A 14,777-nucleotide genomic window follows, 5' to 3' on the forward strand; every position below is an offset into this window, starting at 1 on the left:
CAAACGGCTTGTTTGCCAGAATAATTGGCAAAATCAGTGCGCTAACCGTTTCTCAATATATGAATTACATTAATGGCAAGCCCATCGGTAGAATTAAATACGCACTAAATTAATTCCGCCAACGGGTTTCAGTTTCGCTAATTTGAAGTACAGCCGTGACGATGAACTTGAGGCTGACCACATGGGACTGATCTTTGCGGCAATGGCAGGTTATAACCCTCAGGAAGCCATCACTTTCTGGAAACGGATGTCGGCTTCTACAGGCAGTGCCAATGTGAGCGACTTCATGAGTGATCACCCGAGTGATGCCAAGCGCATCGCTGCGTTGCAAGCCGAGATGCCTGAGGCTTTGAAATACTATCAGCCGTCACAGACCACAACACTGAAATCCTATTCTTCCCCGTCTTCAACCAAGAAGGTGACCAAGAAGAAGACGACACGGCGCCGATGATCTGCCAGGCAGGACAAAGGTAAAGAAGAACGGTCCTGAAATCCTTTGGACCTGCAGGTCAGAATCAGACCATTGAAAAGATAATATCCAATTTATATACCAAGAAAAGGGCGGAAATTTTTTCCGCCCTTTTCTTGGTATGTTCGTTTTTTTATCGTAACTTTACCACTGATTAAACACCTTTTCAATAATAAAAAATGCCGATGATTGAATATATCGGTCAGAATTTCTGGCTGTTTTGGGTTATTGTAACCTGTGTATGCCTGATCCTTGAATTGAGTTCCGGAGACTTTTTCGTTACGTGTTTTGCCATAGGCGGTCTCTTTGGGATTGCATCCTCTATAATGGGGTTGCCTTTCTGGTTGCAGGTCGTGATCTGGGCGGTATTCTCTATCCTCAGCATTTGGCTGATTCGTCCGCGGCTGCTCAAACGTTTCCACAATAAGTCGCACGAACGCTCGAGTAATGCTGATGCCTTGATAGGACGTGTTGGAACGGTGATAGAACCGGTCACGTCTCAGAAGAGCGGTTATATTCAGGTGGATGGCGATCAGTGGAAAGCTGTTTCCGATTCAGGGGCAGACTTCCAGATAGGCGAACGGGCGAAGATCGTCTCCCGTGATTCCATTATCGTCAGAGTGGCAAAATGTAAAGAAGAAACTGACGGCCATCAGAATGCCGGCAGGTAGATTATCCCGATAACTAAAAATTTACGAATATGGTAGGAACAGTTGTATTGATCGTCATTGTCGTCTTGGCATTGGTTTTTGTCAAGTCGGCCATCGTGATTATTCCCCAGAGTGAGACCCGTATCATCGAGCGTCTCGGAAAATACTATGCGACTTTGAGGCCGGGCATCAACCTCATCATCCCTTTCATGGACAGGGCAAAAATGGTCTATGCCATGAGCAACGGACGTTATATCTATACACACAAGATCGACTTGCGGGAACAGGTCTATGACTTCGACCGTCAGAATGTCATCACAAAGGATAATATCCAGATGCAGATCAATGCCTTGCTCTATTTCCAGATCGTGGATCCTTTCAAAGCTGTCTATGAGATCAACAACCTTCCCAATGCCATTGAGAAACTGACTCAGACTACTCTGCGTAATATCATCGGAGAAATGGAACTGGATCAGACGCTGACCTCAAGAGACGTGATCAATACCAAACTGCGTGGGGTCTTGGATGACGCCACTAATAAATGGGGCATCAAGGTCAACCGGGTAGAACTTCAGGACATCACCCCTCCTGAGAGCGTCCTTCAGGCAATGGAGAAACAGATGCAGGCTGAACGTAACAAGCGCGCCACCATTCTGACCAGTGAGGGGGAGAAACAGGCACAGATTCTGAAATCGGAAGGCGACAAGGCTGCGACCATCAATAAGGCTGAGGCTGCCAAACAGGAGGCTATCCTGAATGCGGAAGGTTTTGCTACTGCTCGTATACGGAAAGCTGAGGCTGAAGCAGTGGCTATCCAGAAGATCACGGAAGCTGTAGGCAAATGCACGAACCCTGCCAATTATCTCCTGGCTCAAAAATATATCGAGATGCTCAGTCAGGTGGGCAGTGGCGACAAAGCGAAGACCGTCTTCCTGCCTTATGAGGCAACGAGTTTGATGGGAAGTCTGGGCGGCATCAAAGAACTGTTCCGGGTGCAATGATCCCCGGCAGATGAATGCAGAATAATGAAATCAGAATAATGAATATTTGTATTGTTGCGGGAGCACGCCCTAATTTCATCAAGGAGGCTCCTATTATCAGGGTCCTGAGAAGCAAGGAGAATGCTCAGGAGACGGAACCTGTACATTATCAACTGGTCTATACTGGCGCAGAAGGTGATCCCACGATAGAAGGCTCACTTTTCGAAGATCTCCAGATCTCGGGACCTGATGCTTATCTGGGTGTGGTAGAAGAAAACCTGAATGAGTTGACGGGGAAGGTGATGTCAAAATTTGAAGAGTATCTGCAAGGTCATCCTGCTGACGTCGTCATCGTCGTAGATGACCTGGCAAGTACAATGGCTGTGGCTATCGTCACTAAAAAGCGTGGCATCCTCCTGGCTCATATTGCAGCAGGCACAAGGAGTTTTAATATTTCCATGCCTAAGGAAATCAACAGGTTGGTCATAGACGGACTGAGTGACATCCTCTTCACTGCCGGGATCAGCAATAGTTCCATTGCCAGCAAAGAGGGGGCCGAATTGTCGAAGGTCTATATGGTGGGAAATATCCTCATGGATAATATCCGCTATGACCGTAACCGGATGATCCGCCCTGCATGTCTGAAAAAGTTTGACATAGAAGACGGGACATATATCGTTTTTACACTCAACAGGAAAGTTCTTATTTCTGATACGGACAACCTTTACCGGATGCTGTCTCGGATGCTGACTGCTGCAGGTGATGTCCCGATCATCGCCTCTCTGCGCGGACGGGCAAAGCGTGCACTCGAAACTTTGGGCGCCCGGCATGGGTTGGACCTTCAGAAGATTCACATCGTAGAGCCTATGGGGTATCTGGAGTTCGGTTATCTGACGGCACACGCAAAAGGCATTATCACGGATTCCGGCAATGTGGCGGAAGAAGCGACATTCAACCAAGTGCCTTGTATCACGCTGAACAGTTATACGGAACATATCGAGACGATCACGACGGGGACAAACATTCTCGTAGGAGAAGATCCCGAGCGTTTGGAGAAGGCCGTAGAGGATATGGTGAATGGCAACTGGAAAAAATCTGCTATCCCTGACCGTTGGGATGGGAGAAGCGCCGAGCGTATTCTCCGCATTCTTTCAGAGGTGCAATATAATAAGGAATAAGGGTGGTCCGAAAATAACCTGAGTATGGGAAAGAAAGCGATTATAATAGGTGCCAGCAGTGGTATCGGGTATGAAGTCACCCGACTGTTGTTGTCTCAGGGTTGGACGGTGGGTATTGCTGCCCGGCGGAAAGAAAAACTGGAAACTGTCAAGGCGAGTGCTCCTGACAGGGTGTGGACTGAGGTCATCGACGTGACTGATGAGGATGCACCTGAGAAACTGCGGCATCTGATTCAGATGGTTGGCGGAATGGACTTGTATTTCCATGCTTCGGGAATAGGAGCGATGAACCCTGAGTTGAAACATCCTGAGATAGAAATTGATACAGTGAGGACAAATGGTCTGGGTTGGACGCAGATGGTCGGGGAGGCTTATCGCTTTTTCACCGGACAGGGCCATGGGCATATCGCGTGCATCACAAGTATCGCCGGTACAAAAGGACTTGGACCTGCGCCTGCCTATAGTGCCACAAAGGCTTTCCAGCAGACCTATCTTCAGGCTTTGGAACAACAGGCTCACAGCCGGCATCTCAAGATCCATTTCACGGATATCCGCCCGGGGTTTGTGAAAACACCTTTGTTGAAAGGTTCCAATGCTTTTCCCATGCAACTTTCAGTAGGGCCGGTGGCAAAGGCGATTGTCAAGGCTGTTTACCGGAAACGGCATCTGAAAGTGATCGACTGGCGCTGGCATATTCTGACGATTGCCTGGGCCTGTCTGCCACGTTGGATCTGGAGAAATTTTAAACTGTAATGGTTAGGCTCTTGTTATCTTAAAGGTATGGTGAGTCGCAGGTCATTGGTTACATTGGCATGGTCGGTGCCATACATCGTGATGTTGCCCAACATACTTTTGATGACTGTCCTCACTGAAGAACTGAACATCATGGGAATTTTCAAACTCTGGAATAAGGACTTGGTATCTTGAAGATTCTCATTCCCGTCACTGTGCACGATGTAAGCATCTGCAACGGCCTTGACGATGGAGGAAGGGATGAGTGACGGGGGAATGCCCAGACGACTTCTCGCTACGGATTTAATATGGTTGAGAATATAGTCTGTGATGCGTTTCTTGGAATAGGCCTTCAGGTCTGCACAACTCCCGATACGCGTGAGGTTTCGGGTGATCACATCAATATGACTGAGATCACTGCTGATGGTCAGTTCTCTGAAATAGCAGGGATAGGTGATCGTCGAACCGGTATTGATATCGTAAATACTGTCGGTCTTATTGGTATTGTAATCCTTCCCGATGTCACTGGTGTGGAAATGACCGGTCAGAATGAGGTGGACACCACTTTCCATCAGGCGCGCGCGGACAGTCGTATCGTTCTTGATGACAGACGTAGGCAGGAAATGGTTGATGCCAGTAATATGTTCCATGAGCGGGTGGTGCATCATGGCGATCACCTGATAACCTTCTTTCTTTGCCTGAACAACCTGATCACAAAGCCATTTGAGTGTACTGTTGCTGATTTGCCCTGTATTGGAATCGATGCCTAAGAGTTTGACACCTTTGCAAAGCGGACGGATATAGCTCAGGGAGTAGAGGTCTCTGACAGACAGGCTGTCATATCCGAAATCCCGATAGAGATTGGCAAATTCTGCTGCATATATGATCTCTGCTTTCTTCGTGCTGTCGCCGTCGAAATAGACTGCGTTCGGTGTACCTAGGTCATGGTTGCCGGGCACCACAAAGGTTGGAATTCTTGCCTTGAGAAGTGTGTCTAGTTTGCTGACGACATATTCGTGGCTCAGTTTTGAACCGTCTTTTGTCAGGTCACCAGAAATCAGCACTGCAGCCGGCTTTTCCTTCAATACAGTATCGATGAGCGCATTGAACATCTCGGCACTTTTGTCTTCCATCTTCCTATCTCCGGCAAGGTAATTTTGCCATGCTTTGCCGTCTTTGACAAGTAATTTTGGGGACATCACATGGGTATCGGAAATCAGGAACAAGCGGACCTGAGCTGATGACACGAGCGCAGTAAACAGGAACAGGAGGAGCAACAACCGTTTCCAAGAGGGGTGTTGATAAACTCGAAATGTATATTTTTTCATCTTATATTTGTTTCTTTCAGGAATCTGCAGGTTTGCAGGTTGACTGGGCCTTTAATAGTGGCAAAATTAATTAATAAGCCTGAAAGAAACGAACCTTTCTTTGTTTTTTCTGATTCTTTTCGTACCTTTGCGCGCGACATGGAAAAAAGGGATAACTTCGATTTCCTCACCTCAGCACCTGTCCCCAAGGTCATCCACAGGATGGCAGTTCCGACGATTATATCCATGCTTGTGACGAGTTTTTACAATATAGCCGATACCTTTTTTGTCGGTCATCTTAATACTCAGTCAACGGCAGGAGTGGGGATAGTGTTTTCGGTCATGTACATCATCCAGGCTTTCGGCTTTTATTTCGGTCAAGGTTCGGGAACGTATATAGCGAGAGAACTGGGGGCCAGAAGGCATCACAATGCCCGGAAAATGGCATCTACGGGATTCTTCTTTTCCTTTATGTTCGGTTGTCTCTTAATGATCATCGGGGAGGTATTCCTCAGACCGTTGTCCGTCATGTTGGGCTCAACTCCTACCATTCTCCCTTACACGGAAAAGTTCATGTCGATCATCCTTATTGGAGCCCCCTTCTTTACTTCCTCACTGACACTCAACAATCAGATGCGGCAGCAGGGCAATGCTGCTCTTTCAATGATCGGCATTGTGACAGGATCTATATTGAACATCATTTTGGACCCGCTCCTGATCTTCGTATTGGGATTAGGGGTCGGAGGAGCGGCGCTGTCGACGATAACAGGGCAGGTGGTATCTTTCTTCATTCTTATCAGAATGACTCACAGTCCGAAGAATATCGGAATTACTTTTAAGAATTTTTCTCCTTCATGGAACCTTTTCAAGGAGATTTTCTATGGCGGCAGTCCCTCTCTTTCCAGACAAGGATTGGCGAGTGTCTCTATGATTGCCCTGAACGTCAGTGCCGGTGCCTATGGTGATGCGGCCATTGCCGGCATGTCCATTGTAGACCGCCTGACGACATTCATCATGTCAACAGTGATCGGTCTGGGGCAGGGCTTCCAACCGCTATGCGGATTCTGCTATGGCGCACGCTTGTTCAGTCGTATGAAATCGGCTTATTGGTACACTGTCAAGATAGGAACTGTATTTCTGGTGTTTTGCGCTGCAATTGGCATCTGTTTCAGTACACAGATCATCATGTTGTTCAGAAACGATCCGGAAGTAATCAAGGTAGGTAGTGCAGCTCTGATCTGGCAGTTGTCCACGTTCCCTTTCGACTCTTTTACCATGGCGAGCAATATGCTGACACAGGTGTGTCGGAAATCCTGGCGCGCAAATGTTCTCGCTGCTGCACGGCAGGGATTGTTCTTCATTCCTTTCGTCATGATCTTGCCTGCACATTTCGGTATTCTGGGTGTAGAGATGTCACAGAGTTGGAGTGATGTCTGCGCTTTCTTATTGACTATTCCTATTATGAAATATACTTTTAATGAATTTAAATTAAAAGGAAAATAATCTGCTGGATTTTATCATCGGATTGATGTAATGGATATTTGTGCTTGACATATAGATTCGGGGGAATACAATTTTATACTGGCGCAAAGAAATAGTTATGCTTGATAACTGACAATTTAGTGGGGGCTTAACTATAAATAATGTCTGTCACTTCTGACTTAGCCTTGAATGGGACAACATCCGGAAGGCTCATGAAATGCTTTTCTCCTCATTTCTTGATTTTTATCTCTTTATCAAGGACAGATGCTTCCGATTTTTCAATGGTTTTCGATACAATTACTGGCAAAGACTGTTTTCCATTCCGCGCGTATTATAAGCGGAACACGATAGGGATGGAGAACATCGTCTTGCAGGGTTTGTCATTGTGGATTCCCGGTTTCCATTTTGGCATCTTATGGACCACCCTCATAGCTTCTGCATTTAGTAACGGATGAGCGGATTTCGTGATCTTGATATTGCTGAGGGCCCCGTTTGTGTTGATGATGAAAGATACAATCACTTCCCCTTCTATTTTACTTTTCATTGCAGTAGGCGGGTACTGGATGTTCTTATCCAGCCATTTCATCAGTTCCACCCATCCTCCTGGGAATTCGGGCAGTTGCTCTACAATTCGGAAATTGAGTGCCTGATTGTCCGGTGTTGTCTGGGTCAATGCCTGCAGCTCGTCGTTGTGTGCTTTATCTCCCTCTTTTCCGGAGGCAGCTACGCTGGAGTCTGAGCCGCCGGTACTTTCCCCTACATCACTCGTTCCCCCGGGAGAACCGTTGTTGTCTGTTGTGGCGGCGTCTGGAGGTATGACAGGACGCTGCTGATCTTCTCCAAACAGTTTCAATACCTTCTCTCCCTGTTTGACGACCTTATGCGATGCGTATCCTGATTGCCGCCTGGACAACTGGTTGCCTTGTGCCAGTGGGGGAAGTGCTTTCATATCATTGAATTCTACGCTTTTGATGTCATTCAGGTTCATGGAATGATTGTCGATGAATAGGATGACACCTACGCAGATGATGATAGCGGCGGCTGTGCCCAAGATGATGAGCAGAGCTGTCAGATTTCTCCTCGGAGTCCCTTCACGAAGCTCGTAAGCCCCGTATTTCTTGTTGCGGCCTGAAAAAACCAGATTCAGCCATTTTGGGTCATTTAAATCTATTCTAGACATTGTACGATTGGTCTTTATCCTTATTTATGCTGAAACGGATTGGGTATGGATCGTCTCGTTTCAACGTCAGGGAGACTTTCAAATCGCAAAGTTATGTTTTTTTCTATCTAACTCCAAATTTTTATAGGCAAATGTTCCTTAAAAGTCTTCCGTCAGAGGACTTGTTTCTGTTCTTTATCGATTCATTCCTTGGAAAGACCGGCATAGAATGGTCTGATGAACCCGAAAAAGGGTTGTAAAAAATTCAAAGAATATATTTGGTAAATTGACTGGAAAAGTTTAATTTTGCGGAAGCGGAAGGATACTGATCGGGAGAAGAATTGCTCTCTGACAGCCCTTCGGGAAGGGTGACAATGGAAAAGCCAATTAATCAGAATAACCAGGGGGAAATTGTGTTCATAAGAAGTGCAGCCGAAAGTAGGCTGACCTTGGAATATGCACCGGGAATCAAGGCCGGCTTCCCTTCACCTGCCGAATCATATGAGATGGAATCACTCGATTTCAATAGAGATATGATCCATCATCCGGATACGACTTTCTATGGCCGGGTACGTGGAGACTCTATGATCCAGGCAGGAATCAGCGATGGCGATTTATTAGTGATAGACCGTTCTCTGGAACCCAGAAACGGCGATGTCGTCGTGGCTTTCTATGACCACAAATACACGGTGAAATTTTTCGATAATACTCATTATAATGAGGGTTATATAGAACTGAGACCGGCCAATCCTGAATATCCGGTATTCCGTGTCACTGCTGCCGATGATGATTTCATGGTGTGGGGAGTGGTCCAGTATACGATTAAGAATTGGCATAAATAGATGACGGGAGGAAAAGATTGATGTATTATGCTCTTGTAGATGTCGATAATGCGTACGTTTCGTGCGAGCGTTCCTTCCGGCCTGACCTCAACGGTAAGCCCGTTGTCGTGTTGTCTAATAATGATGGTTGTGTCGTGGCACGGAGCAATGAGGCCAAGGCTATGGGCATCGAAAGAGGAGTGCCTTTTTTCAAACTCCCTGAGCTTTTTCCCGGGAAAAAGATTTATGCTTTCTCTTCAAACTATGAGTTGTATGCCGACATGACACGGCGACTGATGAATATTGTGAGTCGTGATGTGCCTGAATTTCACCGCTATTCCATAGACGAAGGTTTCTGTGTGTTTCCTGATAAATGGGAATCTGACCTGAAGGCTTGGGGCGAAAATTTATACCGGGAAGTCTGGCGCGGACTGGGTATTCCTGTGAGCATCGGCATCGGAAGAACGAAAACGCTGGCTAAGGTGGCGGCACGCTTTGCCAAGACTTATCCAGGATACCGCCACTGCTGTATGATCAGCACAAAAGAACAGCGCCTGAAGGCTCTGCAGATTTTCCCAATAGGGAAGGTGTGGGGTATCGGACGACGTTGGGCAGTGGACTTACAAGTTTCCCGAATCAAGACTGCAGGTGATTTTGCAGCTCGACCTGAATCGTGGATACGTGCCCGCTTTAATGTGATTGGGCAACGGACATGGAAGGAGTTGAATGGACAGGACTGTATTCCTATTGACGATATGAATTTGGATCGGGTGAGGAAGAAGAGCATTAGTGTCTCCCGGTCTTTCTCCCATGTCCTTTTCCAGTATGAGGATATTAAAACGCATGTCGCCAATGATGCCGCGAGGTGCGCTGAACGGTTGCGACTATATCATCAAGTGGCAGCAGGTGTTGCCGTATTCATAGATACTGATCCTTATCGGAGAACCGGTTATCCTGAGGGGATGTTCAGAATGCGTACGCTGTTGACACCGTCCAGCAGTACCCGGATTATCGTAAGCACGGCGATGCAATGTTTCAGAAGTGCTTTCGTACAGGGTTACCCTTATAAGCGTGCCGGTGTACTGCTGATGGATATTTGTCCTGACAATAGTGTTCAGACGGATTTCTGGGATTATCGCCCCGAATTGTATCAGAAAGAGAACCGACTGGATGCTGTCATTGATCGTATCAACAGAATCAACGGGCGAGAGACGGTGGTCTTGGCAGCAAGGCAATATACGGCGAAGGACAGTCATGGGAAGGCTGTGAAGTTTGCTGAGGCTATCCGGAGAGACAGGAAAAGTCCTGAATATACGACAAGGTGGTCTGACATCCTTGAAGTTGACTGAGTTGCTATTCGGGTAATGGAATTTTTAAGATAGGAAGAGAATGGAAACAATATTGTATATCAAAAATATGGTCTGTGACCGGTGTATCATGGCGGTCTCCCAAATATTGAATGGTCTGAAATTGCACCCGAGGAGTGTAGAACTCGGGGAGGTGCAGCTTGCAGACCAACTCTCTGAGGGTCAGCGAAACCAACTCCGGGAGGCGCTCGAGAAAATGGGTTTTGAACTGCTCGACGACAAACGGCGGCAGACAATCGGACAGATCAAGAGCGCTATTATAAAATTGGTACACTATGAGAATGACCGTTCTGATGTCAATCTTTCGGATTACCTCTCTGAAAAATTGCATAGTGACTATTCGGCATTGAGCAAACTTTTCAGTGAGGTGGTCGGCAAGACGATAGAGCGCTATTATATCGAACAACGGGTGGAACGAGTGAAAGAACTGATTAAGTATGACCAGTTGAGTTTGACCCAAATCGCCAATAAACTTAATTATTCCAGTGTGGCATATCTCTCCAGCCAGTTCAAGAGTGTTACAGGTATGACTCCTTCTGCTTTCAAGGTCCGGAAAGGGAATATGCTGAAGGCTTTGGATAAAATCTGAAAAGAGATTTATTGTATAGGTTGTTTTCAGGAAGTGTGAGTAATAAAAAGGTATTCTTGCCTTCTTATTGGGTAAGCGGATTTTTCATGATGTAAATATGAGATTTTAAATTAAAGATTGTAGAATTATGAAGTATGGGATTATTGGAACAGGTGCCATCGGTGGCTTTTTTGGTGCTAAACTGGCGAAGTCTGGTCAGGAAGTACATTTTCTCTTTCATCGGGATTATGATGTGGTCTGCAAACAGGGACTTCAGGTCAATTCTTATGACGGAGACTTCCACCTCTTTCCTGTACATGCCTATCAGCATGCTGAGGATATGCCGCAATGCGATGTGGTATTAGTGGCTCTGAAATCTGTAAACAATGAGTTGTTGAAAACGTTGCTGCCTCCACTTTTGAAAGCTGATACTTTAGTGGTAATGATACAAAACGGCATCGGTGTGGAAGATGATATCCAGAAGATGTTTCCGGGTACTTGGCTTGCAGCTGGCTTGGCATATGTCTGTGCGGCAAAGACGAAACCTGGAGTGGTGGACCATCTGGCACAGGGATCGATAGATATCGGCAATTACAGTTGTAAAGATCAAAATGTCATGGACAAACTGATCTCGGAAATGAATGCGGCAGGTGTCAAGGCCAAAGAGGTCGAGTATCATAAGGCACGCTGGAATAAGGCGATTTGGAATATGTCTTTCAACGGGATGACGGTGGCTTTGGATACAAAAACAGATGCACTGCTTGCAGATCCGGCTTCTAATCAACTCATCCGTGACCTTATGCTGGAAGTAATAGACGGGGCAAGGGCTTGTGGCGTAAAAACGCTTACACACGATTTGGTGGATAAGATCATCCATTTTACTCAAGATATGCCACCTTATTCACCGAGTATGAAACTTGATTATGACTTCCATCGCCCGATGGAGATCTATTATCTCTATACACGTCCGATAGAGGAGGCAAAAAAGGCAGGTTATGAGATGCCTAAATTGTCTATGCTCGAAGCGGAATTGAAATTCAAAGAACGGAATAATCTATAACTCTCGGTTATTGTCGTTATAGTTTATCAGGGAAAGTGCGCTTTCCCTGTTTTTTATTACTATCTTTGCTGTAGTAACAGGTTTCTGTAAAGTGTCTTCTATCAGGGAATCACGTGCCCGTCTATTGTATTCGGAGCTATATCCTACATTAAAACTTGCTATTATTGAAAGCATGTATCATTTGAGTTGTGCGGATTTTAAATTTAATACTTTGGAATTATGAGAATATTAATTGCCGGTGGTACCGGTTTCATCGGGAGACATTTATGCACATTCCTTGCCGGAAAAGGATATGAGTTGAATGTCCTGACTCGTAGGGAAATGACGGGTGTAGAAAACGTTCATTATTATCGTTGGAATATGGAGCAAGGATTTATTGACCCACATGCTTTTGATGGGGTGGAGGCACTTATTAATATGACGGGTGTTAATATCGGGGAAAAGCGCTGGACGAAAAACAGGAAAGAAGAAATTCTGAAGAGTAGAATAGAATCTTTGGAACTGCTGCTGAAATGTATGTTGAAGGCAGGAGCCAAGATACAGGTATTGATATCTTCATCGGCAGTGGGATACTATGGAGCAGTGACGACAGGGCATATTTTTCAAGAAAAAGATGAGGCTGGAACTGATTTCTTGGTTGATGTCTGTCGGCGATGGGAGACAGAGGCATTGAAGTTTGGGAAAGTTGCGGATCGGATAGTCATTTTGCGCAAAGGTGTGGTGATCGGAAAGAATGGAGGAATGTATCAGAGATTAAAACCTTTGGCGAGATTAGGAATCAATGTTTCTTTAGGGAGCGGGAGGCAATATCTACCGTGGATTGGTATCGCTGATTTGATCAGACTCTATAGTTATATTTTGGAAAATAAAGAGATGGAAGGGGTTTTCAATGCTGTTGCTGATGAGCATATCACGATGAATGAATTTTCCAAACAACTGTTACATTCTTTTGGTAGGAAAAATGTCTTGCCGAATGTGCCGTCATGGATGATTAAGTTCATGTTCGGTGAGCTGTCTGAAATGTTATTGAGAGGGTCTAGGGTGAGTAATGCAAAGGTCAGAGCATCTGGTTTCCGCTTTTCTTGTCATTCGATATCCCAAAGTCTGTAATACGTAAAAGATCATGAATGATAACTAATGTGTATTCACTCAAAATAAACGGGTTGGAGATAAGGCATGCTACGGAATCTCTACTGGAATGAAGATTCTGTTCTCTGCTTATTTTCCCTTTTTTGTTTTGTAACTCTCTGAAAGTTGTATTGGTATATTGGTATGCTTTTTGAAAGTAGAAATGGATATAATCTGATAATCAAATTGTAAATGTATACATATTAATGTTATAATGTAATATATTAAATAAGGTTAATAAAAGCGTGTCTTATCGAAGTATTTATTCGCTCATAGAAATTATTTCTTATCTTTGTTACTGATACCTAATTGTAACTAATAACTTCTAAAATAATCAAGAGAAAGGAGGTGATTCTTTTTTATGCAGATTCTATTTTCCCTATTTTTCAAGTGGTGCAATATGTTCGAAGTTGTTCCTTTAATTTGAATATGGAATTTTCAACCATTGCTAAAACCAGAATAAATCCTTGAATTCGAATATTGAGCTAATATAAGGTGTTGCGGAAACATACTCTTTTATGTGAATGCCCGTTTAATGCTTTTATTTGTTGAAATAAAATGTACATAACTTCATAAAAATGCTGAATAAATACCTATAATTGTCATTTTAGGAATGCTAATTCCAAGACTTCTAGACTGTTGGAATCTCCCATTCGGATGAGAAAAATTACATAGTATTGTAATCTATTTAACCTTAGTAAGACCAATCTAGTTTATAATAGTTGATGAAAAGAACATATCGTTATATTTATCGTGTTTTCTCCAATCTGGTATTAACCTTATTTGGGAGATACAATTTAAATCCGGGTTTTATGTGAGGAATTTTATCTTCGGAAAAATCACATGACTTTGGACTTCTCCAAGTTCTGTTGTCGATAAATGTGCAACCTGTTTTTAGTGTACCTTTCTAAGGATATTGTGCTGTCTCTGGTTGTTTATATATCACATGAAGTGCCCTTCTTTGATTCTCTTTAGCAGTAATGCCACTTTGTATTGAATATTGGATAGCCTTATAGTAGAGGTACAGATATAGAAATATCGTCAAAGATGTCACATCAGAAGTTAACGAAAAATGAGCTGGAATTTACACTTTGCTCTTTGCACTTTGCACAAAATTGCCTTGTACTAATTCAGATTAAGGTTTTGTTGATGCAGAGTAAATGAGTTTTAAATAATTAAGGAGTTTTTTGATAGTCATAATGTTCAAATATAAAATATTACGCCGAATGAAATTAATATTAAAAAATAGAATTACAAGAGATGATGACCTGATTAGTTGTTATCTTCGGAAGAAGAAGATTGAGGAAATATTCTTGTTGTTACTGTCTATTGTAGCAGCGTTGGTTATGATTTTTGTATTTTATGCTTACTTTATAGATAAATCTTAATGGTGATCATAAGGTTCAAAAGTTATCCTTTCTCATTGCAAATTAAGTGAAGTTTGAATCCGAGAACCAGCCCATAGAACATTTGCCTCTTTGAGCGATTCCCTTGAAGGTTTTATGGTTGTGTATTCTCTGATTCCTGCAAATATGGGGAAGGTGTATTGCCTGCAAAGCTAATTCCTGCACATTTGTCAAGAAGTACCTTTTTGATGAATAGGTCAAGGGGCACCGCTACTTCTTTCTCTAACTCTACAAAGCGGTTGGAGGATACAACTTTTGGGGAAAGGTGACGCATATGCCGGCATACTTCTTCCTTATAAGAATGTTTTAGGCAACGGTAGCCCGAATCATGGAAAAGCATCATTTATACTATACCCCAATTTTAGACAATGTTTAACTTTTATTTAAATAATATACTCATCCACGGAGAGCGCGCATAGCGGCAAGAGGCGTCGTGTAACGCCTCGGCGAGCGTCACGCTGCAGATTGAT

Annotated in this window: 12 protein-coding genes and 3 pseudogenes; 12 read left to right on the plus strand and 3 right to left on the minus strand. The window is 44.2% G+C overall.

The features are described 5' to 3' along the window. The 6 genes and pseudogenes from NG821_RS11375 to NG821_RS11400 form a co-directional block, all read left to right on the plus strand. Positions 1 to 113 (plus strand): annotated as a pseudogene (locus NG821_RS11375) (IS982 family transposase); the annotation flags it as partial. 14 nt (positions 114 to 127) lie between these two features. Continuing rightward, positions 128 to 451: pseudogene (locus NG821_RS11380) on the plus strand (M48 family metalloprotease); the annotation flags it as partial. A gap of 203 nt (positions 452 to 654) precedes the next feature. Beyond that, entirely contained in the window at positions 655 to 1,140 is a 486-nt protein-coding gene (locus NG821_RS11385) for an NfeD family protein (protein ID WP_252761793.1), read from the plus strand. 29 nt (positions 1,141 to 1,169) lie between these two features. After that, positions 1,170 to 2,120 carry an SPFH domain-containing protein gene (locus NG821_RS11390; protein WP_252761782.1) on the plus strand — a complete coding sequence of 317 codons (951 nt, stop codon included), beginning with the start codon at positions 1,170 to 1,172 and terminating at the stop codon, positions 2,118 to 2,120. Positions 2,121 to 2,158: 38 nt separating this feature from the next. After that, complete coding sequence (locus tag NG821_RS11395; protein ID WP_252761783.1) at positions 2,159 to 3,277, plus strand: UDP-N-acetyl glucosamine 2-epimerase; 1,119 nt, start codon at positions 2,159 to 2,161, stop codon at positions 3,275 to 3,277. A gap of 24 nt (positions 3,278 to 3,301) precedes the next feature. Continuing rightward, on the plus strand, positions 3,302 to 4,030 hold the full coding sequence (locus NG821_RS11400) for an SDR family NAD(P)-dependent oxidoreductase (RefSeq protein ID WP_252761784.1): 729 nt from the start codon (positions 3,302 to 3,304) through the stop codon (positions 4,028 to 4,030). A gap of 14 nt (positions 4,031 to 4,044) precedes the next feature. Here the strand turns inward: NG821_RS11400 and NG821_RS11405 are convergent, their stop codons facing one another. Beyond that, positions 4,045 to 5,337: a metallophosphoesterase family protein gene (locus NG821_RS11405; RefSeq protein WP_252761785.1), complete on the minus strand. Its 1,293-nt coding sequence runs from the start codon at positions 5,335 to 5,337 to the stop codon at positions 4,045 to 4,047. Between the two features lie 138 nt (positions 5,338 to 5,475). Between NG821_RS11405 and NG821_RS11410 the strand changes: the two genes are divergently transcribed. After that, entirely contained in the window at positions 5,476 to 6,819 is a 1,344-nt protein-coding gene (locus NG821_RS11410) for an MATE family efflux transporter (RefSeq protein ID WP_252761786.1), read from the plus strand. A gap of 310 nt (positions 6,820 to 7,129) precedes the next feature. On the opposite strand, the gene NG821_RS11415 is transcribed toward NG821_RS11410, so the two are convergent. Continuing rightward, a complete protein-coding gene (locus NG821_RS11415; RefSeq protein WP_252761787.1) occupies positions 7,130 to 7,978 on the minus strand; it encodes an energy transducer TonB in 849 nt (282 codons plus the stop codon). Positions 7,979 to 8,331: 353 nt separating this feature from the next. Here NG821_RS11415 and NG821_RS11420 point away from each other — a divergent pair, with 353 nt between their 5' ends. The 5 genes from NG821_RS11420 (at position 8,332) to NG821_RS11440 (ending at position 12,883) form a co-directional block, all read left to right on the plus strand. Further along, on the plus strand, positions 8,332 to 8,799 hold the full coding sequence (locus tag NG821_RS11420; RefSeq protein ID WP_252761788.1) for a LexA family protein: 468 nt from the start codon (positions 8,332 to 8,334) through the stop codon (positions 8,797 to 8,799). Positions 8,800 to 8,819: 20 nt separating this feature from the next. Beyond that, positions 8,820 to 10,127: a Y-family DNA polymerase gene (locus tag NG821_RS11425; protein WP_252761789.1), complete on the plus strand. Its 1,308-nt coding sequence runs from the start codon at positions 8,820 to 8,822 to the stop codon at positions 10,125 to 10,127. Positions 10,128 to 10,167: 40 nt separating this feature from the next. Further along, positions 10,168 to 10,734, plus strand: coding sequence for a helix-turn-helix transcriptional regulator (locus NG821_RS11430; protein WP_252761790.1), 567 nt, complete (start codon positions 10,168 to 10,170; stop codon positions 10,732 to 10,734). 127 nt (positions 10,735 to 10,861) lie between these two features. Beyond that, on the plus strand, positions 10,862 to 11,773 hold the full coding sequence (locus NG821_RS11435; protein ID WP_252761791.1) for a 2-dehydropantoate 2-reductase: 912 nt from the start codon (positions 10,862 to 10,864) through the stop codon (positions 11,771 to 11,773). Between the two features lie 219 nt (positions 11,774 to 11,992). After that, a complete protein-coding gene (locus NG821_RS11440) occupies positions 11,993 to 12,883 on the plus strand; it encodes a TIGR01777 family oxidoreductase (RefSeq protein ID WP_252761792.1) in 891 nt (296 codons plus the stop codon). A 1,431-nt stretch (positions 12,884 to 14,314) separates the two neighbouring features. Here the strand turns inward: NG821_RS11440 and NG821_RS11445 are convergent. Next, a pseudogene (locus NG821_RS11445) lies at positions 14,315 to 14,650 on the minus strand (transposase); the annotation flags it as partial. Between the last annotated feature and the right edge of the window lie 127 nt (positions 14,651 to 14,777).

Origin of the sequence: Segatella cerevisiae (genome assembly GCF_024054555.1) — a bacterium.
GTDB classification, from domain to species: domain Bacteria; phylum Bacteroidota; class Bacteroidia; order Bacteroidales; family Bacteroidaceae; genus Prevotella; species Prevotella cerevisiae.